Raw genomic sequence first — 20675 nt, forward strand, 5'->3', positions numbered from 1 at the left:
TCACCTAGTGCTATCCGCCTTTAAATAACAGATAAAATTCAGAAGCCCATACACCGAGAAGGAACAGGTTAAATCCGACGGCAATAACCTTTCGAGGGAGTGTCAGTTCCGGGAATATACGTGTGCCCATAGAAAGGAATTTAACCGTGCCGAGGATGAAGAACGGGACGAGGACGTAATGATAGCGCGCGAGCGCCACAAAAATGAAAATTGTTATCATCCATGCCAGTATAATTCCGTACAGGAAGAAATTGTTCTTTTTCATTGCAAGCAGGCCCCATGAGCCCATGAGCATAATGACAAAGAAGGGTATATTTATCAGCGCGATGAGAAAAGGATTGGCGGATCGGTAAAGCTGGGTAGATGTCTGCCCGTCGCCGGGATCATCCATAAAATATAATATTATCATCCTCTCACTGGAGAAGAGATAGCCAAGCTTTTTAGCGCCTGTGATAAGCCATTTATGGGGATTGTGCACCATGTAGTCGATGCCCCGTTTATAAAATTCTTTGTCGCGCTTGACCTCGTCTTTTTCGTCAAAGAGCGGGTCGGATTCTTCGATCTTATAGTACCATGAGCCGGTTGCGTCGGGATTGCTGCCCGACCAGAAGGTGAATCCTCCCTGTGTTGCAAGCGTCATAGTTCCCATGACGACCTGATTGCGGATGAGCCAGGGCGCGATAATTATGAAGACACCTACGGCAAATACCGAGGTGTATTTCAGCATCCGGAGTGTGCTACCGTTGAAGAACTCTTTTCTTTTGATGAAGAAGTAGAGCGGTATAATCAGGAGCGAGATCGCGAATGACGTGCGCACCATTATTGCAGCGCCCCATACCAGTCCCAGCACAAAAGTATTCTTTGGCATATTGCCACAGATACAAAGATAGAGCAGTGTCATCTGCAGAAGACAGAAGAGCGGTTCGGTCAGTATCGTCTGGCTAAAAAGAATGTTCGAAGGAAAGAAAGAAAAAATAGCTAATGAAATGAGAGCGTACTTTTTATCGAACATGCGCATACTAATAAGAAAGAAGAGCAAACCCGATATGATCTCGAACAGCGACTGTAAAATTTTAACGAAGATCTGGCCGGTACCAAAAATGGAATAAATTCCTGCAAGAAAGATAGGATAACCCGGTATCAGGAGAGCCGTTGGGTCTCCGTCGTATGAGTATTCGCCTTTCTGGACGATGTTTTTGGCGAGGGTATCATATACCATGCTGTCGGAACGGAGCTCGACCTTAACGGTAATTGCCAGCACCAGCTTAATTACAAAAGCGAGAGCAAGAATAAATATAAGGATATTCTTTTCCTTTTTTGAAAGGGTGCTGAGTACTTTCATAATTATTTTTTTTGTGAGACGACGACTATACCGGTTCCTTCTTTATTGTCGGTATGCACGTCCAACCACATTAGTATAAGTACAAACCACAGTGTAAAAAGATAATAAAAAGGCAGGATAAGTATAAGAATTTTAGACTTACCCGCCATGAGTATTGGGTATTTGATCCCCCAGCGCCATGAGACAGTACCGAACTTACCATATGAGTATAGGAATTCAGTAACATCCATTCCGGCTGAGTTAAGTTTTTCGGTAATGTCTTCACGTGAATAGCCGAGGCGCGCATGTTCCTCGATGAAGCTCTCGTCGTCTTCGGAATCCGCGTCACTGCCCCCGAGGTTAGAAGGAGTATTAACCAGGAGTTTGCCGCCGGTTTTGAGAGCGCGGGCGAAATTTTTGAACACGGTGCGGTCGTCCTCTATATGCTCCATAACGTCAACGCAAAGAATAAAGTCGAACTCGTTTTCGTAGGTGATCTTTGTGAGATCGGCGATCTCGAATTTAACTTTGTTCATACCGCATTTTTCGAAAAAGTATCGGCAGTCCTCTATCTGTTCCTCTTTAACATCGACAGCCAGTATTTCCGCATCAGGAAAGCGTTTAGCCAGGAAATATGTATATTGCCCGAAACCCATCCCGGCATCCAGGATGCGGAGTTTTGCGCCTTTAGGATAGAGTTTGCGGATCTCTTTCCTTACGTGCCATGAACGAAGGAACATAAGGTCCAGAAGAAAGTAGAAAATCTTTCTAAGGAAAGTGTTCCTCGAAACGATGTCGCCAAAAACTTTTTTTACCGGGTCGTACTGCAATATGATCTAATTTAGTTTTTTGAAATGGATGTTAAATCTTCGATGTCTTTAATAAAATTATCCCAATCATACTTTTTCTTTTCTTCAGCGGCTCCGGAAGAAAATTTCTCTTCGAGGCTTTCATTGTAAAACTTATTTACTGCATCGGTAATAGCGTAGGGGTCTTCGGGTTTAATTACAAACCCGGTTTTCCCGTTAATGACGGATTCCGATAACCCTCCAACGTCCGTTGCAATGACGGGTTTATCATAGTAATATGCAATGTGTGTTATGCCACTCTGTGTAGCGGACGAATAGGGAAGGAGTACAACATCGCACGCGGAGAAGAAATAACGAACCCGCTCATTGGGGACAAAGTCGGAAATCACTATGACATTATCATCGAGACCGAGCTCAGATATTTTTTTACGGTATTGCTCTTCATCGTCGTAAAATTCCCCAACGACAAGCAGTTTCACATTTTTATTGTGCTTTAAAATGCCGGGCATTGCCTCGAGCAGGTAATTCAGTCCTTTGTATTTCCGCACGTATCCAAAGAAGAGTAGAACTTTATCTTTTTCGAGGTCGACATTATAGTTCTCTTTGATGAATTCTTTCGCTTCGCTTTTCGGGAGTTTATCTCCGAAGATATTATATATCGGGTGGAAAGATACTTTGTACGGCTTTCCTTTTGAAAATTTGAGCAGGTCATCCTCGACGCTTTTGGATTGGACGAGGAAGTAGTCAACCTGACTGAAAGCCAGCCGGGTGAGGAATTTATCACCTATCCTTTTTTCATGGGGGATCACATTATCGCAGATGAAAAGCACTTTTGCTCCGGAACGCTTTTTCGCGAAATACGAGATAAATGCAAAGCAAGGGGCGAAAAACGGAATCCAATAGCGGAATATTATCAAGCCGGGCATTTCCCTGCCAATGCGCCTGCCAACCGAGATCCAGTTGAACGGATTAACGGAGTCTATCGAAATTATGTTTTTATCAGCGGGGATCTTTACGAGTTCGTCGCCCTTTTCCTCCTGCGTCTTGCCAGGGAAAAAGAGCTTTGGGTATTGGCGTTTAAAGGAAAAAATTTTTACGTCGTATTTTTTGTTGAGATAGGAGTAGAGTATAGCATTAAGCTGGGCAAATGCCCCACGCATCGGGTATGCTGTTCCTACTATTATGATCTTCATTATTGCTTTTACAAATGCCTAATATAAAGTTATTTACGTTTAATTGTAATTCAAATTAGGCAATAACAAAGCCGGGTGTCGAGCGATAAGCCCAGAGAAAATGAATAAAAACAATGTTTTAGAAGAAAAAATACTTCCATTGTTATTGATTTTAATGATTAAATAAATAATATTTGCTTCGAGGATATGATTAAAATAATTTTCTAAATTTTCTCTATAAACCCACAATAAGTATAGGAACACTTCTACTCACATTTATCTCAAACTTTAACAGAGGAAACCAATGATGCTCAAAAAGTTTTTTTTCGTGACGGCATTAATATGTTTATTTGTCAATACAGGCAACTCGCAGGCGCGCAGGTGGGAGACTTTTACATCGATGAAGGAGATAAGAGATATAGAAGTGATCCCGGGTACGAACGAAGTTTATTGCGCAACGAGCGGAGGGCTGTTTGAGGTAGATATGCAGTCAGGTACGGTAAAAAGGAAATTTACTAATGTCGATGGGTTATTGAGCGTCGATCTTCTCTCTGTTAAGCTGGATAATCATAATAAGCTCTGGATAGGAGCATCGGACGGATCGATATCGATCTATGATTATCAAACAGGCGGATGGAATTATATTTATGACATAAAGAATTCTACAGAGGCGAACAAGACGATAAACGACTTCATGTTATACACAAGTTATATGTATGTAGCAACGGGTTACGGAATTCAAAAGATATCTACAGACAATTATAATTTTGTCGATGCGCCTTATTCCCAGCTGGGGCAATTTCCCGCGAACAATACGAAAGTAAACAAGCTGATCCTTTTGGGTGATATGTTTTATGCTGCAACAAGCGCAGGTGTCGCATACGCTAATATAAATTCAAATCTTAACAACCCGCTATCGTGGACCAATTACAATAATGCTCCTCTTGCAGTCGACGTCGTCGCGGCAACGGCATTTGATAACAATGTGTTTTTCGGATCGCCAACGGGGCTTTTGTATTATGACGGGTCTTTTTGGAGAGTATATCCAAGTTCTGAGATAGAGAACGCAAATATAAAGTCTATGACATCATCCGGGAGCAGACTTTATATTGCAACCAATGATAAGGTATACTACGCGGATGCAGGTAACCTGGCTAATCCGGTGCTTTTTCAGAGCAATGGTGGGTATACGGACATAACCCTGGATGTAAACTCAAATCCGGTTCTGGGTACAAGCAATGAAGGGGTGGGAGTTTTATTGAATTCTAATTATGCATTCTTTTTTCCAAACGGACCGAACGTAAATAGTTTTTTTGACATAAATTTTGACGATGTTGGAAGGCTTTGGGCTTGCAGCGGCGGTATTCCAAATTCGGGTGTATTTTCCTATGACGGAAGTACCTGGACAGGATATACTGTGAGTAACACTCCATCACTGGGGTCATCCGACGATTTCAGGAAAATAGTTACACATGAGGGTTTAGTATGGATGTTGTCCTTTGGAGGAGGAGCGACGTTACTGGAGAATTCCGTGTTCACGAATTTTAATCCATCAAATACTGCAATGCCTCCGAGCGGTCCGAATACAAATTTTTGTGTTCCTACTAGTGGAGCATATGACCTAAATGGTAATTTGTGGACAGGATACTGGGCTGTAAATACCGGTCTTTACCCTGTCTATGCATATGCAGGAGGACAGTGGATCGGGATACCGATACCGGCACCAACAAATTCAGGTATTGATGAAATGGGTGTTGATCAATATAATACAAAATGGTTTGTGGCAAGTCTTAATGCAAACAGACTTTATTTTTATAATGAGAACGGGACATTAACCAACTTTAGTGATGATACATACGGATTTTACTCTGCTAGTGAATTTTCCAGTGATGTAAGCAAACTAACGGATATGATAATCGATAAGAACGGTGAAGTGTGGGTTAGTACAAATAACGGTGTATTTATAATAAGCAATCCGGTTTCGGTTTTGCAGGGGACCAAACCGCAACCAAGAAAGATGGGTATAATATCCGGAAATTTGATCGTACCATTTACCGAGAGTTGTAACTCACTGGCATTCGATGAGTTAAATAACAAGTGGATAGGAACAGCGTTAAATGGAGCATTTTATCTTTCAGAGGACGGTACGACTCTATTCGATCAATTTAATATTTCCAATAGCCCCATACTAAGCAACTCTATTGAGACGATCGGTGTAAATCCTTCTGACGGAAGGGCGTATTTTGGAACGATGGTTGGTCTATCTTCAGTTAATACGGATGCAGTTCAGCCAGTGGAAGATTTTACAGATATAATTTGTTCACCGAATCCTTATCTGCTTCCTTCGACTGTTGACCTGAGAATCGACGGGCTGGTAGAGGGTTCGAGCATAAAGATAATAACACTTACAGGTGATATTGTTGCAGAATTCGAATCACCCGGCGGAAAAATAGCAACATGGACAAACAGCAGGAGCGCAAATATAGCTTCCGGAATATATATGGTAATAGCATACAATAAGGATGGAAGCAAAGTTGGTGCAGGGAAGTTTGCCGTAATAAAAAAATAGATCATGTTTGTAATACCCGTAATAGATATCAAGGAAGGAAAGTGCGCGAGGGTTTTTGAGGGTCACAATTCACTTTCACAGTACTATTGTGAAAGTCCTATCAAAGTAGCCCGCCTATTCAGGAAGGAAAATTTTAAAGCGATACATATAACCGATCTCGACGGAGCAGTGAACGGAGAGATGAGGAACTATGGCACTATTAAGGAAATAGTGGATACGGTCGATATACCCGTACAGCTCGGAGGCGGGATCAGGAACTTTGACAATGCTAAGAGGATAATCGAAGAACTTGGTGTGTACAGGATAGTTCTTGGTACGGCGGCAATCGTTAATCCGGATATTGTAGAACGGATCTTAAATGACTACTCTCCGTCAAAGCTTGTTGTTGGGATCGACGAGAAAATGAACAACGTAGTCAAGAACGGATGGATAGAATATGCTAATATTACGCCATTGGAATTTGCAATTAGAATGGATTCTATGGGAGTGCAAAGGATAGTTTACCAGGATGTGACGCGGGTGGGTAATTTTTCGGGTCCTCACATAGAGAGATTGAAGGAGATCGGCGAAAACACAAAGCTAAAGATAACCTCGGCAGGCGGTATAGGAAATTACAAACACTTAAAGATGTTAGAGGAGCTTAAGGATTACGGTGTCGATTCGGCTATGGTATCAAAGGCTCTATACGAAAATAAGTTTCCATGTCAAAATATATGGCGTGATATCGAAAGGGAGGACATCTCGCTCGAACTCCCTAAAGTTTAATCTTATATAATTCTTCTCACCTCGACAACTCTAAAAGCTTCCGAATATTCATACTCCGGCGTATATTTCGCCAGGTTTTCCTTAAAATACTTTGAGAAAGCATCCATATCCGGAAATTGCGACTTATGGCAGGCAAGTATGCTTAGCTTAAAGTCGATATCTTTTGTTATGTCAACGAAGTGATCCGGATTTGATGCGCCGTAAAGGTAGAGCTTAGAAACCTGGTGCGGTTTAGCCATTTTGCCGTAGATGTATTCGTTTTTGGCGGCAAAGCATGAATCGAAAACGGCAAGCGCGGCTACACGGTGATCGCGGTGAAATAAGTTAAGATTATCAAAGGTAGAGTTACCGGGGTCAAATGAAAACACAAGTTCAGGCTTTAAATGGCGAATAAGCAAGATAAGCTTTTTGCGAAGGTTTTCGGTGTATCTCAAGAAGCCATCTTTATAGTTCCAAAAAAGGACTTTCTTTACGCCGAGCATTTTAGCTGCATCCAGCTGTTCTTTTCTGCGGGTTTTTATTCTTTTTTCTTTTGTATATCCGGGTATTTTAAAGCCATTCTCTCCATTAGTTATGACCAGGTATGTAACTTCATAGCCTTCAGCCATAAGATTTTTCAGAGTGATGGTACATGTAAACTCAAGGTCATCCGGATGCGCTCCGATCGCCAGCACCTTTTTTGGATTCTCTTGTTTTGTTATTTTTATTTTTGCCAAGGGTTTATCTATTTATAATTCTGTAAATTTTGTCGTCGCCTTTATCGGGATTTCCTCTGCCATCCTGATTGCTTGTTCCAAAGTATATATAGCCGTCAGGTCCCTGTACGACATCTCTAATCCTACCAAAATTAACTCCGTCTATTTTCTCAAAGCTTTGTATTTTCTTAGGATCGTTTGGATCGATCACAACACGCATTATTCCTTTGCCCCTAAGACATCCGAATAGAAAATTATTTTTGAAGGGTAAAGCATCCCCCGAATAAAACATAGCAGAGGAGGGGGCTTCAGCTGGTGTAAAGACAAGAAGGGGAGATACCATTCCTTCTTTAGTGTTTTCGTGCGACACTATAGGCCAGCCGTAGTTACCGCCTTTTACTATTATATTAACTTCATCACCGCCGCCAGGACCATCAAAACCGGATGGACCATGTTCAGTTTCATATAGAATGTCGGTACCGGGGTACCATGCAATTCCCTGTGGATTACGATGTCCATAGCTCCATACTGGTGTACCGGGAAACGGATTATCATTGGGGATAGAGCCGTCGTCGTTTACTCTAAGTATCTTTCCATATAGATTATCGAGTTCCTGTGCTAAGTGTCTCTCACCGGCATCTCCCGTAGTGATATAGAGTTTTCCGTCGGGTCCGAACTTTATTCTGCATCCGGCATGGTATTGTTTGGCAGGGAGACCGTCTATTATTATCTTTTCATCGGAAATGCGGTTTCCTTCATCTTTGTAGCGTACCACTTTAACGGTCATACCGTCAGCGCCATCATAGGCATAGCTAAGGTAGATATATTTATTGTTTGCGTAATCGGGATGCAGTGTGAGCCCCATGAGTCCTTCTTCACCGGTAGATACCACATCCGGGAATGTCCTTAGCGGGTCGGGATCAAGCTCACCGTTTTCTATCACTCTTAGTCTGCCCGGACGCTCCGTTACGAGTATCCTTTCGGGAGAAGTAAAGACAATACTCCACGGAACTTCAAGTCCCTCCACAAAAGGTTCTATCCGGTAATCTCCCGGAGAATGACTAATGTTTTCGGTACGAGTAGAGGAGGTACGGTTGTCCTCCTGTTTATTGGAACACGAAATGAGATTTACAGTTACGAGCAGATATATAAATATTGACGCGATCACTTTCATTTTTCCTTTTTACTAAATAACGTAAATGTGGCTTCAAAAGTTTAAGCCTTATGTATAACTTTTCCTTTTTTTATAACATATTCAATCATATTGACTCCGAAGTGATATACCAGTTCTTTATAGTCTTTCATATCGAATACAAGTACATCAGCCTGCTTGCCAACTTCGATACTGCCCACAGTATCCTGCTTGTACACAGCGCAGGCGCCGTTATATGTGACGGCATTAATTATTTCTTCCACACTCAACTTTAGCTTGGACGAGGCAAGCGACATTATAAACTGCAGATTTTCCGTCATACAGCTACCCGGATTAAAATCGGTAGCGAGCGCGACAGGTACTTTGTTTTCTATCATTTCCCGGGCAGGCGGATACGATATATCGAGGAAATATGACACACCCGGGAGCATCGTTGCCATCATGTAGTTTTGCTTTCCGGAGTTATATTCAGAAAGAGCTTTTATATCCTCTGTATTTGTTACCTCAAGATGATCTACGGATATTGCAGACTGCTTGATAGCGGCTGGTATTCCGCCGATAGAGTTAAACTGGTCAGTATGGAGTTTTGGTACAAGACCGAACCTTTTTCCGGAATCCAGTATTTCCTCTGTTTCTTTTCTATTGAAGTAACCCTTCTCACAGAAAACATCTATAAATACAGCGAGCTGACGCCGGGCTATTTCCGGGATCATTTTGTAAAGAACCAGCTGAAGATACTCTTCTTTACCAACCTCCGGGGGAACGGCATGCGCTCCGAGAAAGGTCGGTATAATATCGAGCGAATATTTATTTTTCTTTGCAAGCTCATTAATGACGTTTAACAACTTTAGTTCGTTAGAAAAATCGAGCCCGTATCCGGATTTGGCTTCAAGAGTGGTGGTACCGTACCTTACAAAATTGTAAAGCCGTTTTTCGGCAAGCTCCAAGAGTGTGGCTTTAGATGCACGCCGTACGGCTCTAACAGTGCTTAGAATTCCTCCGCCCTTAGCGGCTATCTGCTGATATGTAGCGCCTTTTATCCGCTCTTCATATTCATTTTCTCTTTCTCCGGCGAATACCATATGGGTATGTGAATCCACAAATCCCGGCATAACGGTTTTATTCTTGCAATCTATTTCATCGTAATTCTTAATGTCACTCTGGCGAAGATATGCAGACAGTTCTTTAGAACCGCCAATAAATTCTATGCGCTTATTGTTTAGAAATAAGTTTGTGTTCTTTTCCGGTGACACATCGGAAAGCGATTTTCCCTTTTTAGGAAAGGGGGTTTTTGCCCGGCACGTAACCAGCCGGGTGACGTCTTTTAGAAGAAGAGGCATAATATGTATCGGGTTTTATGCAGTCAGCTCGGGCTGAAGCAGTATTTCTTTATGGGCAGCTACCTCGTCCAATCTCCAGCAGGCGGCAGTGTGACCGTCTCCGACCTTTTCGAGCGGAGGCTGTTCATGCCAGCATTTTTCGATCGCGAACTTGCACCTGGTACAGAAGTGACACCCCTCCGGGTATGTAGTTGGCGCAGGTACATTGCCCTCAATTGTTGTTAGTTTTTCTTTCCTGTTTTTTGCTTTAGGAATAGAATTTAGGAGCCCGATAGTGTAAGGATGTTTAGGATCTTTGAATATTGCCTTTACTGGTCCGTATTCAACAACCTTTGATGCGTACATAACACAAACTTTATTTGAGACTTCGGCAATCACACCGAGATCGTGAGTGATCATAATAACGCCCATGCCAAGTTCTTTTTGAAGCTTATTGATGAGCTCGAGTATCTGCGCCTGTACGGTAACGTCCAGCGCAGTTGTAGGTTCGTCAGCAATAAGTATTTCCGGGTTACATGCGAGAGCGATAGCGATCATGACACGTTGTCTCATTCCTCCCGATAGCTGGTGCGGGTATTCACGGTAACGCTGTTCCGGCGCCGGTATCCCGACAAGCTTTAGCATTTCTATGGCTTTTTCCTTTGCCTGTTTTTTATCAAGCTTTTGGTGAAGTATGAGCACCTCCTCTATCTGGTCACCGCATGTAAATACAGGATTTAGCGAAGTCATGGGTTCCTGGAATATCATCCCGATGTCATTTCCCCTGATCTTTCTCATTTCCTTTTCGGGGAGTGTAACGAGGTTCTTTCCTTTGAAAAGTATCTCACCGCCGGCAATTTTTCCCGGAGGTTCTGGTATAAGGCGCATTATAGAGAGCGCGGAAACGCTCTTTCCGCAGCCGGATTCGCCAACAATACCCAGGGTTTCGCCCATATCTAAATCATAGCTTACATCATCCACTGCCTTTGCTATGCCGTCATCGGTATAAAAGAATGTCTGGAGGTTTTTTACTTCGAGGAGTTTAGCCATTATTATTCATGTATTTTAGCTCAAAAGTTAAACTAATTATGTCTATGATTCAAGTAAGTTTTAAACATATTTTATTAAAAATCGTAGTTATTTATAAATTGAGAAATATAACTATATTTTTAATTCGTTTTAAATAGCTTATTATTTAAAAGAGACAAATCTAACGAAAATCCTGAAAAAAGATGAAAATTGGAATTACTTGCTATCCTACCTATGGCGGAAGCGGTGTTGTGGCTACGGAATTGGGAAAAGCGCTTGCTTTGAGGGGACATGAAGTCCACTTTATATCGTATGCAATACCTACCCGCCTCACGGCTTTTGTGGATAATATTTTTTATCATGAGGTGGAGATGTACAGCTATCCGCTTTTTGAATTTCCTCTATATAGCCTGGCGCTCACCAGTAAAATGGTCGAAGTAGCTAAAATAAATGAGTTGGATCTAATACATGCCCACTATGCAATACCGCATGCGACGAGCGCGTTCCTCGCGAGAGAGATACTCAAAGCCGAAAAGATGAGCGAAAAGGAATTAAAAGTAATAACTACTCTCCACGGTACGGACATTACGCTGATCGGGTTGGAGCCGAGTTTTCTGCCGACGATGAAATTCAGCATAGAGCAGTCAGATGGTGTAACAGCGGTTTCTAATTTTTTGAGAGATAAGACTAAATCCAATTACCAGATCGAGAAGGATATCGAAGTGATCCCTAACTTTATAGATACAGAGAAATACAGGAGGCTGAATAACGAGCACACGAAATGCTTTAAGGAGAAATTTGCGCCGGATGGAGAAAAGATATTAATACATATATCAAATTTTCGCGCGCTGAAGAGAGTACAGGATGTTATAAAGATATTCGCAGCGGTGAATGAAGAAGTACCGTCGAAACTTTTACTTGTTGGTGATGGTCCGGATAGGAGTGAGTGCGAGAGGCTAGCGACGGATCTGGGCGTATTCGAAAGGGTGAAATTTATGGGAAAGCAGGATATATTAGTAGAGCTACTTTCTATATCGGACTTATTTATTATGCCTTCGCAATCGGAGAGCTTTGGTCTCTCGGCACTGGAGGCGATGAGTTGCAGCGTACCGGTAGTATCGACCAGTATAGGAGGTTTACCTGAACTTAATGTTCACGGTGAGACGGGGTATATAGCAGAGATCGGTGACGTGGAAAGGATGTCAAAGTATGCGATCGAGCTTCTCACTAATACTAAGAAGTATGATTATTTTAGCAAGAAAGCTCGTGAGAGGGCATTGAAGTTTAAAGAGGATAATATAGTACCTCTGTATGAAGAATTTTACGAAAAAGTATTAACCGAAAATAAAAAAGAGCAGGTTATTTAGCCTGCTCTTTTTGTATGCAATAAAATCTATTCTTTTATTTTACTAACAGCATTTTCTTTGTTTGAGTAAATCCTTCCGCTCTGAGAGTATAGAAATAAACCCCGCTCGAGAGCCTGCTCGCATCAAAATTAGCCGTATATAATCCGGGATACAGATGAGTATTAACAAGCTGAGCTACCTCTCTGCCTGTTATGTCATATATCTTTAGCGAAACGAAGCCTTTTACCGGGATAGAGAATTCTATATTTGTAGCCGGGTTAAACGGATTAGGATAGTTTTGTGAAAGTTTATATGATTCCGGAGTAACGTTATTATTGACAGTAACGGCTGTAATTGTACTTGCAGCGAGTACTGATTTATAAAGATTAAGTCTACCTTTGGATAGTATGTTGCTCAAAGATGCAAGAGAATCAACATTTTCCATCATCATCATTTTCATCAATGCGGCAACAGAATCGGGATCAGTTTTTGATAACGCAATAAGTGACGGATCTGCGGCGGCGTACATCAGCCCTACTGCTCCGCAAACGTGAGGAGTAGCCATCGAAGTACCGGTGCTTGTCCCGTAATTGCTTGCTGATGTAGTGGAAAGTATTGTAGTACCCGGTGCGCCAATATCCATATTAATAGGTCCGTAACCCGCACCGCTATTTCTCTGGTCTGTTCTGGTCGTATTGGTAACGGCTATCATGTAATAACTGGGGCATGTAGTCGGTACATCGCCCTGGACATCGATGTCGATGCCTAGGTTTGGACCGGCTCCGGCACTAAGGATACCCTCTGCGCCAAGCGAATCATAATATGCACACCAGAGAGGAAAATTAGCAGGCTGGCCAAAGTCGACACCGAAGGATGAATTTGTTGAAACAACATATGCACCCTTTTGACCATTGGTTTGATTGTATAGTTGTCTTTGTCTTTGTACATATCTATATGCTTTCAGTACGACAGATTCAGTTCCGGAAGAACCCTGTACTGCCATTACTTTTACATTCCAGTTTACACCGGTGACCCCAAGGGTATTATTACCTTTTGCACCAACTGTACCGCTAACGTGAGTTCCGTGTGTACCACTTGCAGTAACGTTACCGTTGTCATTGTATGCATTCCATCCGTTAATATCATCCACGTATCCGTTAGAGTCGTCATCGATGCTATTACCCGGGATCTCACCCCAGTTTTTCCAGAAGCTAACGTCTGCATGATTTAAATAGAAACCGCCGTCTATGACAGCACAAACGATAGTGTCTCCATCGGCAGTCACACCGCCTGTTGTTATATCCCACGCTTCGGGAGCATCTATATCAGCATCTACAGTTCCGCCGGACTGACCGGTATTGTGCATATCCCACATTTCGTTGAATCTCGTATCATCCGGGAATGTCTGACGCTCTTTTACATAATGATTGAACTGCGCAATCTCCACGTCAGGACTTTCAACCATTGATATAAGAGCATCGACCGATTCCGATCTAGTTTTGTCAAACTGCACTAACCATAAGTTATATTCTTCAATAACCGGCTCTTTTACCGTTAAGCCGATATTGTCGTGTTTGCTTATAAATTCGTTTACATCAACGTTCTTTTTAAGCATCACTAACATTTCCCCTTCAACATAATTTTTATCTCTATAGAAGTGAAGGTAGTTGCTCTCGCTGTTAGTTGGTCCGGATAGCGCTATCACTAAAACAACCACAACAATTACAAACATACCCGTTAGAGACAGATATTTCCCCTTGTAAGAATTTTTCATGATAAATATTAATAGTTTATAAAATCAGTAATAATTAAGATAAAATCGTATTGTAAAAGATACAATGTTTAATTTTAAGGGCAGGTATTACTTTAATAAAATCATCTTTTTAACACTGGTAAGGTTTTCCGTCTGGAGTGTGTAGAAGTAGATTCCGCTGGAGAGTGAACTGCCATCGAAGATTACTTTGTATGTTCCTGTATTTTTGAAGGAGTTTTCTAATACTGCTATCTCACGCCCGGTTATATCATATATCTTTATGCTTACCGTTCCCGGTTTTGGAATGTGATATTCGATTGTTGTCTCAGGGTTAAATGGGTTAGGGTAGTTTTGGGCAAGATAAAACTGTTTATTTTCCTGCTCATATCCCGTAATACCTGTCGAGAGGTCTTCAATGCAAAGATGCCACGCTTCGAGTACACCTGTGTCACCGCCGAAGCCGTCTCTTATGAATAGTACCCAGTCACCATTGATATCAGTATTGAGGAACTTTGAAAGTGAATCCATACCAAACTTTGTCCCAGGCCTGAACTTTGGCGGAGACGTACACGGCGCCATAAGTGCGGTGATCGAGTCCATCCTGATCGTTCCATCATCAGCGATCTGAGTACCGATAAAATTGTCTCCACTGGATCCGAAAGAACTTCCAAAGGCATTCCCGGGGTTTAGCATTAATGTGTCTGCCAGTCCCTCATGATAAAGAATCATAGTAAGGTCGCCAACCCAGGAGTGATAAACCGTATCGAGTACAATATTTAAATTTCCCGGTGTTCCCCTGTAATTATCTATTCTCAGGGTATCATACACTCCTCCAGGATTATTATCCGGAATGGATTTAGAAAGATTATTCCGATAATATGCGAGTGTGCAGTTATTTGCACTATCGTTCGTAAGGTCGTAGCAAACCACTCCAGCGCTTTGAAAATTAAGCAGAAGCTTATAGGTATTTCCGAATTTGAAAATATTTGCTCCCCCGGCAACACTGGTAGGATAGAGATCGATACTATAAGAGGCAGTTAGTACTCCTGAAACAATGTTTATTCTATTCAGCGTATTGTTTCCCGTACCTCCTGCCTGGTTCCACACCCAGAGCAATGCAGTGTCAGGTGTTGTGAGGCTGTCCCAGGCAAACCCGTATTTTCCGGATAATGTGGAAGGGATAATTCCTTTTATATTACCCAGGGTGTCATGACATATAATATCGCCGGTAAAGTTGCTGTTCCAGAAACCTTTTCGATTCGGATCCCAGGCTATGGCACGGAATTGCCCTCCCGCGATAGTATATTCTGCTTTTACATTCAAGTTTGAATCCATTTTATATAAAACATCGGCTGCTTTCCCTCCCCACAGAAATTCATTTCCGGATCCGTCTGTTCCTATAGTCATATCCCTTATTGCTCCGACATAGGGTGGAGAACTTATTGAATCAAGCGTACTCATAAGAGGTTCATTTTGTGGACCACTTCCTTGAAGGGTAAAGCACACATTAGCTTGATTCCAGGTATTGAGGTAATATTTGCCTTTAAAATATGCGGCTCCAACGGTACCAAAATTCAGACCGGGAATTTCAGCAAAATAAAAATTCCAGCTTATAGGGTATGGAAATATATCGGTGGAAGTTGTGATATCATCGGGGTGCGGGGCGATATCATATTTATAGGGATCATTATCCGGGTAAAAGTTATAGAAAAAGAAAATAACTATGCCCAGTAATATAAAAAAAATAGATTGAGTAAATAATTTTCGCATAATAGCAATGATAATTGCTTCATTGATGAAACAATGAAAATTATCGTTTTATTTACTTCAATCCTTAAATAATTTAAACTGGAAATTTGTAAAAAGAAATACCTTTTTACTTTAAGAGGACCATTTTTTTTACGTCAGAGAAGTATTTTGACTGGATACGATAGTAGTAGACGCCGGAAGGCAGGGAAGAAGCATCAAAATGTACGGTATATCTGCCTTTTGTTTGGAATGAGTTTACCAAAACACCTACTTCCTGTCCGAGGATATTAAAGACAGATATTTTCACATTTACAGCGTCGAGAACATCATATACAATAGATGTACCCGGGTTAAATGGATTTGGGTAGTTTTGTTTAAGAGAATAAGCTGTGGGAATAAAGTTATCCGATCCCAAAGGACGTTCGACGCTTTTTAGTGTTTTATATAGATTGAGGCGCCCATCCGAAACGATAAGTCCGTTCAATGAACCAAGCTGATCGGTTCCGCCAAGAATGAATTTTTTGAAAAGCAGTGCGAGTGAATCAGGATACTGATTACCATAATCTATGTATGTCTGATGAGCCGCGGCATACAGTAATCCTACTACACCTGTTACATGCGGTGCTGCGAGGGATGTTCCGACAGCATTACTGTATTGGTTTATATTATATGTAGAGAGTATCGATACACCCGGGGCACCGATATCGATGGTTGTTGGACCATAAGCGGAGCCTCCGTATAGTTCATCTGTACGGGTGGTACTGGTAACCGTGATAAGATAATCACTTGAGCAGGCAGTTGGTACATCACCTGTGACGTCAACATTCGAGTGATTATTCATTGTTGCGGCTACGCTGATGATGCCCTCTCTTCCCATGAGGTTATACAGCTCACACCAGATAGGATGGTTCTCAGGCTGCTCAAAGTCCAGCCCAAAAGAGGAATTGGTTGCGACAACGTAGCATCCCTTTAGGCCGCCGGTTTGATTGTAAAGTTTTCTTTGATTTAAGACATAGGCATATGCTTTGAGGACAGATGCTTCATCGATATCCGGAAATGTACCTATTTCAATCGGCATTATGCTCACACGCCAATTAACGCCGGCAATGCCGTTATAGTTATTACCCTTAGCCCCGATCACACCGCAAACCCTGGTTCCATGATCCTGCGGAATTATTACACTGTTATTTTGTGCGGCGTTCCATCCGTCATAGTCATCAACATATCCATTCCCGTCATCATCGACATTATTACCCGGAATCTCATGATCATTTTTCCAAAATGTGAGGTCACTATGCTGGAGAAAGAATCCGTCATCTATGACGGCAATTACGATCTCCTTTCCGTCCTTTGTAAATCCTCCGGTTGTTATATCCCATGCTTTGAGGGCTTTTATGTCGGCATTAGGTGTGCCACCGAGTTGTCCGGTATTACTTAAACCCCATTGCTCATCGAAGCGGGGATCGTCGGGAGAATTTTCGCGGAGGGATACTTTGTAATTAAACTGTGCCGTTAAGATGTTATTGTTATTGTCCATCAAGTTGCCAAGTATATCCTGTGGTGAATCTCCCTCGGGTGCGTGGTAATTAATCAACCACATGTTAAGTTCTCTTGAGATAGCTTCCTTTACGGTAAACGTAACCTCCGGATTATTTGACGTGATAGAGTTTACATCAGAATTTTTGCTTAGCAGGACAATGATCTCATTACTGACCATCTCGTTGGCGGTTGGTGAGGTGATGCTGTGCCCCGTACTTGTGCCTGAATCTGACAATAATAGTACAAGCGCAAATAGCGTCAATGAATAGAATGCCCAGCTTAGTATTTTTAATAATGTCTTTTTCATTATTCTGCTAAGAAAATGGAAGCGGAGGAACTCTCTATCCTAAAAAATAATAATATTTTTTTTAAATTACCAAATTATTTGAGGGTGTGATAGAACTGATTAAACAAGGAGTTAGCTCAAATTGAAAATTGAACTAGTACTGTTTTTCGGGTTTGTCCTCTCGAAAATCAAATCCGTTAAGAATGAGATTTTCACCGGGAATTTTTATTTCAGGAATATACTGACCCTCAGGATCTGATTCGAGGACAATTTTTACGACCTGCTCGTCGTCATCAAAGTCAATTTTCATGTTTTTTCCTTCGGCGCGATTTACTCCGTTTGCTTTTTTTTCTTCGAACAGGTAGTAAATACTCTGAGCACTCCCGGTCACGTCCACGTTATGGATCTTTTCATCCTGAAAGTGCATTGTGATGTCGGTGCCTTTTACCTGGTTATAGCGATCGGGGAAACCTTCTTCGGCATTTTGGGATATAACGAATGACGACCGGGTGCCGGGAAGCTCTTCGAGTTTTCTGATGTAAATGGTCTGTAACTTTTTCCCTGGAAGGTCTGCGTAGATCGAGTCGCCTGTCATCTGGGAATCATTTTGCCAAACGATAGGAAGAATAGATAGTGAGACAGTTTCAGAATCCGCGTAGTAGGTGCTGAGTCCGGATTTAGACAGGAAGTCGCCGCGGATCGTTTCTACGCTATCAGTAGCAACATAATATTCAGGGTCATTGCGGAATGCCTCCATGCTTTTGCTGTAAATGAAGAGCGTGTCTTTATCTTCCTCCGCGTAAATGAGCCGCGCATGCCCGGTTACTTTCGTATGGTTTTCCTTTTCGTAATTTTCCAGGTAGTCTCCAAAAACTATAGTGTTATTATTCTCGCTGACAATCTTAACATTTCCCGTTGCATAAGATTTCTTTTCATGGGAGAAATTTGTAAGGGTATCCGCAGTAATGATTGTCGAATCACTTACGAGCTTTGCATTTTGGTAAGCCTGTGTTTTTCCCTGCCGTTTGAAAAAGTCAACCTTTTCCGCTGTTACTATGGCCGAGTCAGTTGTAACAGTTACATTGCCGTCAGCATAAGAATCCTCGGTATTCCTAAAATAAGTAAGTTTATCGGACGTGATGTCATATTCGGGATTTACAACGTGTACATTGCCGTTAAATATTGCTTTCGCTTCATTGAAATAATATACGCCGGAGCTTGCGGTAAGTGTGGCATTCTGGTCTTTGAGTGTAATGCCTCCATTGCCGGTGGCACGTTTTTCATTTCCGTAATACATACCGTGTGAGGTAAGCAACGTGAGGGTATCCTGTATGATGCGGACATTGCCTCTGAGGTCAACCATGTTATCGTCAATATACTGCGTGGCTGAGTTGCAGTAAACGGTAATATTGCCCTGTTGAAGGATAACGTTACCGGTTGCTTCCCGTACGTTCTTGCCGTCCTTTACACTGCCCTGAAGCTGGTCTGCATTTTTGAGCTCGACTTTTTCCTGCGAAAAGGCCGATACAGCGATCAAAAGGAGAAAGACGATATTTAGGTGCAAAAGCTTCATTTATCAAAAGTCCCTGTTACCTTATAGATCCTGTAGTTTTGCAGATTCTGATCGGATTCGAAGCCGATACCCTGAATATCTTCGGTTGGAGTCTTTATACTTACGAATTTATCCGAGTACACTCTTTGCTCTTTGTTGTTCCAAAACAGCTTTTCCGTTTTAAGGATGCTCCCTTCTTTATTGATGACTACCACGCTGTCGAGTATCTCGATGTCTTTCGTAGAGTCCAGCACCAGTCCATGTTTCCCGGTTAGCGTAGATACGATCTGTCCATTTTTATAGAAATCGACTTTTGCTCCACTGTCGATCTTTATGTACCCCTTACCTTCATAGTGTCCCATATATCCGGCATCAAGTATGGCGACGACATTGCCTGAATCGGAGAAGGATACGGTAGAGTTCCAGCTTTCCTGGTCGGGAATATCGAGCGGGTTAATATCAGTCTTAGGTGGTTCGAGCTTCTCATCACAGGAGGTTAAGAAAATGACAAGCAGGAAGAGTAGAAGGATTTTTTCGGGTTTGATATTCATCGAGATCACAATCCGGTCTCAATTAATTTGTGCATGTGAACGATGCCTGCCAGTTTGCCGTCACTATCAGAGACAAGAAGTTGTGTGATTTTGTTATCTTCCATAAATTCCAGCGCTCTTTTGGCGAGCATATTAGATTTCACTTTCTTCGGGTTCTTAGTCATAACATCCTTAGCTTTGGTATTTTCAAGGTTCATATTTTTCTCAAGATAACGTCGAATATCTCCGTCAGTAATAAATCCCTTAATGCTTTTTCCATTCACAACGGCGGTACAGCCGAGGCGTTTGGATGACATTTCGTAGATAACTTCTTTGAGCATAGCGTTTTCTTTGACGCGGGGTATATCTTCACCCTTTACCATTATATCCTCAACTTTGAGAAGAAGTTTCGCACCGAGGTTACCTCCCGGGTGCAGTGTCGCAAAATCATTTTCAGAAAAACCCTTCTTTTGCAGGAGAGATATTGCAATTGCATCGCCTATCACAAGTGTAACCGTCGTCGAGGAAGTAGGAGCGAGATTATGCGGGCAGGCTTCCTTATTTACCGAGGCATCTATTGTGTAATCAGAGAGGCGCGCTAATTCGGACCTCATATTACCTACAATCGAAACGATCTTTATCTTCTGGGATTTGAATATCGGCAGGAGTGTCTTTATGTCGTTTGTACTGCCGCTCTTTGAAATTATCAAAACGACATCATCTTCACGAATTGCTCCAAGGTCACCGTGAATGGTATCGGCTGTGTGCAGGAATATGGAGTATGTTCCGGTGGAATTGAAAGTAGCTACAATCTTTTGGGCTATAATCCCGGATTTTCCAATACCCATGACGACTACTTTGCCTTTGCACTTGTAAAGAAGGTCGATCGCAGAAGCAAAGTTATCCCTAAATCCAGGTTTTGCAAATCTTTTCTGCAGATCGTCGATCGCCTGCTTTTCGATCGAGATCACTTTTTTTGCATCTCTGATTATTGTGTCTTTACTCTTTGAACCTGCCACTTATTATTGGTAAATTGTTTATTCCGCTTCGGCGGAATTACTTATATAATACTCAGAATAATGTTTTTT

16 protein-coding genes are annotated in these 20675 nt (G+C 42.0%); 3 read left to right on the forward strand and 13 right to left on the reverse strand.

The features are described 5' to 3' along the window. Positions 1-10: 10 nt before the first annotated feature. From H6614_09695 to H6614_09705, 3 genes are read right to left on the reverse strand one after another with little or no spacing between them, the layout of a single operon-like run. On the reverse strand, positions 11-1342 hold the full coding sequence (locus tag H6614_09695; GenBank protein ID MCB9243936.1) for a glycosyltransferase family 39 protein: 1332 nt from the start codon (positions 1340-1342) through the stop codon (positions 11-13). 2 nt (positions 1343-1344) lie between these two features. Beyond that, a complete protein-coding gene (locus H6614_09700) occupies positions 1345-2151 on the reverse strand; it encodes a class I SAM-dependent methyltransferase (GenBank protein MCB9243937.1) in 807 nt (268 codons plus the stop codon). 11 nt (positions 2152-2162) lie between these two features. Then, the gene (locus H6614_09705; GenBank protein MCB9243938.1) at positions 2163-3323 is read right to left on the reverse strand and encodes a glycosyltransferase; all 1161 of its coding nucleotides are present in this window, start codon (positions 3321-3323) and stop codon (positions 2163-2165) included. A 283-nt stretch (positions 3324-3606) separates the two neighbouring features. On the opposite strand from H6614_09705, the gene H6614_09710 reads away from it, so the two are divergent. Both H6614_09710 and H6614_09715 read left to right on the forward strand, forming a co-directional pair. Then, positions 3607-5871 (forward strand): hypothetical protein, encoded by a 2265-nt coding sequence (locus tag H6614_09710; GenBank protein ID MCB9243939.1) that lies wholly within the window; start codon positions 3607-3609, stop codon positions 5869-5871. 3 nt (positions 5872-5874) lie between these two features. Next, a complete protein-coding gene (locus tag H6614_09715; protein ID MCB9243940.1) occupies positions 5875-6636 on the forward strand; it encodes a 1-(5-phosphoribosyl)-5-[(5-phosphoribosylamino)methylideneamino] imidazole-4-carboxamide isomerase in 762 nt (253 codons plus the stop codon). Between the two features lie 2 nt (positions 6637-6638). On the opposite strand, the gene H6614_09720 is transcribed toward H6614_09715, so the two are convergent. The 4 genes from H6614_09720 to H6614_09735 are packed head-to-tail and all read right to left on the reverse strand — an operon-like array spanning position 6639 to position 10853. After that, positions 6639-7352, reverse strand: coding sequence for a PIG-L family deacetylase (locus H6614_09720; protein MCB9243941.1), 714 nt, complete (start codon positions 7350-7352; stop codon positions 6639-6641). Positions 7353-7356: 4 nt separating this feature from the next. Beyond that, on the reverse strand, positions 7357-8505 hold the full coding sequence (locus H6614_09725) for a PQQ-dependent sugar dehydrogenase (protein ID MCB9243942.1): 1149 nt from the start codon (positions 8503-8505) through the stop codon (positions 7357-7359). Between the two features lie 41 nt (positions 8506-8546). Beyond that, positions 8547-9824, reverse strand: coding sequence for an imidazolonepropionase (locus tag H6614_09730; protein MCB9243943.1), 1278 nt, complete (start codon positions 9822-9824; stop codon positions 8547-8549). A gap of 15 nt (positions 9825-9839) precedes the next feature. Further along, positions 9840-10853 carry an ABC transporter ATP-binding protein gene (locus H6614_09735; GenBank protein MCB9243944.1) on the reverse strand — a complete coding sequence of 338 codons (1014 nt, stop codon included), beginning with the start codon at positions 10851-10853 and terminating at the stop codon, positions 9840-9842. Between the two features lie 182 nt (positions 10854-11035). Here H6614_09735 and bshA point away from each other — a divergent pair, with 182 nt between their 5' ends. Continuing rightward, on the forward strand, positions 11036-12199 hold the full coding sequence (gene bshA / locus H6614_09740) for an N-acetyl-alpha-D-glucosaminyl L-malate synthase BshA (protein ID MCB9243945.1): 1164 nt from the start codon (positions 11036-11038) through the stop codon (positions 12197-12199). Positions 12200-12233: 34 nt separating this feature from the next. Here bshA and H6614_09745 read toward each other — a convergent pair whose 3' ends face one another. From H6614_09745 to H6614_09770, 6 genes are all read right to left on the reverse strand, one after another. Continuing rightward, a complete protein-coding gene (locus H6614_09745) occupies positions 12234-13910 on the reverse strand; it encodes a S8 family peptidase (GenBank protein ID MCB9243946.1) in 1677 nt (558 codons plus the stop codon). Between the two features lie 129 nt (positions 13911-14039). Beyond that, positions 14040-15701 carry a T9SS type A sorting domain-containing protein gene (locus H6614_09750; GenBank protein ID MCB9243947.1) on the reverse strand — a complete coding sequence of 554 codons (1662 nt, stop codon included), beginning with the start codon at positions 15699-15701 and terminating at the stop codon, positions 14040-14042. A gap of 106 nt (positions 15702-15807) precedes the next feature. After that, the gene (locus tag H6614_09755; GenBank protein MCB9243948.1) at positions 15808-17526 is read right to left on the reverse strand and encodes a S8 family peptidase; all 1719 of its coding nucleotides are present in this window, start codon (positions 17524-17526) and stop codon (positions 15808-15810) included. Positions 17527-17659: 133 nt separating this feature from the next. Continuing rightward, positions 17660-19078, reverse strand: coding sequence for an LPS export ABC transporter periplasmic protein LptC (lptC, locus tag H6614_09760; GenBank protein ID MCB9243949.1), 1419 nt, complete (start codon positions 19076-19078; stop codon positions 17660-17662). Beyond that, positions 19075-19608, reverse strand: coding sequence for an LPS export ABC transporter periplasmic protein LptC (gene lptC / locus H6614_09765; protein MCB9243950.1), 534 nt, complete (start codon positions 19606-19608; stop codon positions 19075-19077). Before lptC (H6614_09765) ends, lptC (H6614_09760) begins: the two co-directional genes overlap by 4 nt. A 5-nt stretch (positions 19609-19613) precedes the next feature. Then, positions 19614-20606, reverse strand: coding sequence for a KpsF/GutQ family sugar-phosphate isomerase (locus tag H6614_09770; protein ID MCB9243951.1), 993 nt, complete (start codon positions 20604-20606; stop codon positions 19614-19616). Positions 20607-20675 lie beyond the last annotated feature (69 nt).

Source organism: Ignavibacteriales bacterium (assembly GCA_020635255.1).
Lineage (GTDB): Bacteria > Bacteroidota > Ignavibacteria > Tepidaquicellales > Tepidaquicellaceae > JAEYVS01.

Bases quoted from the DNA above. Each gene is read 5' to 3' on its own strand.
- H6614_09745 (MCB9243946.1), bottom strand. From the start codon at position 13,910: ATGTTTGTAATTGTTGTGGTTGTTTTAGTGATAGCGCTATCCGGACCA.
- H6614_09750 (MCB9243947.1), bottom strand. From the start codon at position 15,701: ATGCGAAAATTATTTACTCAATCTATTTTTTTTATATTACTGGGCATA.
- H6614_09735 (MCB9243944.1), bottom strand. From the start codon at position 10,853: ATGGCTAAACTCCTCGAAGTAAAAAACCTCCAGACATTCTTTTATACC.
- H6614_09730 (MCB9243943.1), bottom strand. From the start codon at position 9,824: ATGCCTCTTCTTCTAAAAGACGTCACCCGGCTGGTTACGTGCCGGGCA.
- H6614_09710 (MCB9243939.1), top strand. From the start codon at position 3,607: ATGATGCTCAAAAAGTTTTTTTTCGTGACGGCATTAATATGTTTATTT.
- H6614_09715 (MCB9243940.1), top strand. From the start codon at position 5,875: ATGTTTGTAATACCCGTAATAGATATCAAGGAAGGAAAGTGCGCGAGG.
- bshA (MCB9243945.1), top strand. From the start codon at position 11,036: ATGAAAATTGGAATTACTTGCTATCCTACCTATGGCGGAAGCGGTGTT.
- H6614_09695 (MCB9243936.1), bottom strand. From the start codon at position 1,342: ATGAAAGTACTCAGCACCCTTTCAAAAAAGGAAAAGAATATCCTTATA.
- lptC (MCB9243950.1), bottom strand. From the start codon at position 19,608: ATGAATATCAAACCCGAAAAAATCCTTCTACTCTTCCTGCTTGTCATT.
- H6614_09705 (MCB9243938.1), bottom strand. From the start codon at position 3,323: ATGAAGATCATAATAGTAGGAACAGCATACCCGATGCGTGGGGCATTT.
- lptC (MCB9243949.1), bottom strand. From the start codon at position 19,078: ATGAAGCTTTTGCACCTAAATATCGTCTTTCTCCTTTTGATCGCTGTA.
- H6614_09755 (MCB9243948.1), bottom strand. From the start codon at position 17,526: ATGAAAAAGACATTATTAAAAATACTAAGCTGGGCATTCTATTCATTG.
- H6614_09725 (MCB9243942.1), bottom strand. From the start codon at position 8,505: ATGAAAGTGATCGCGTCAATATTTATATATCTGCTCGTAACTGTAAAT.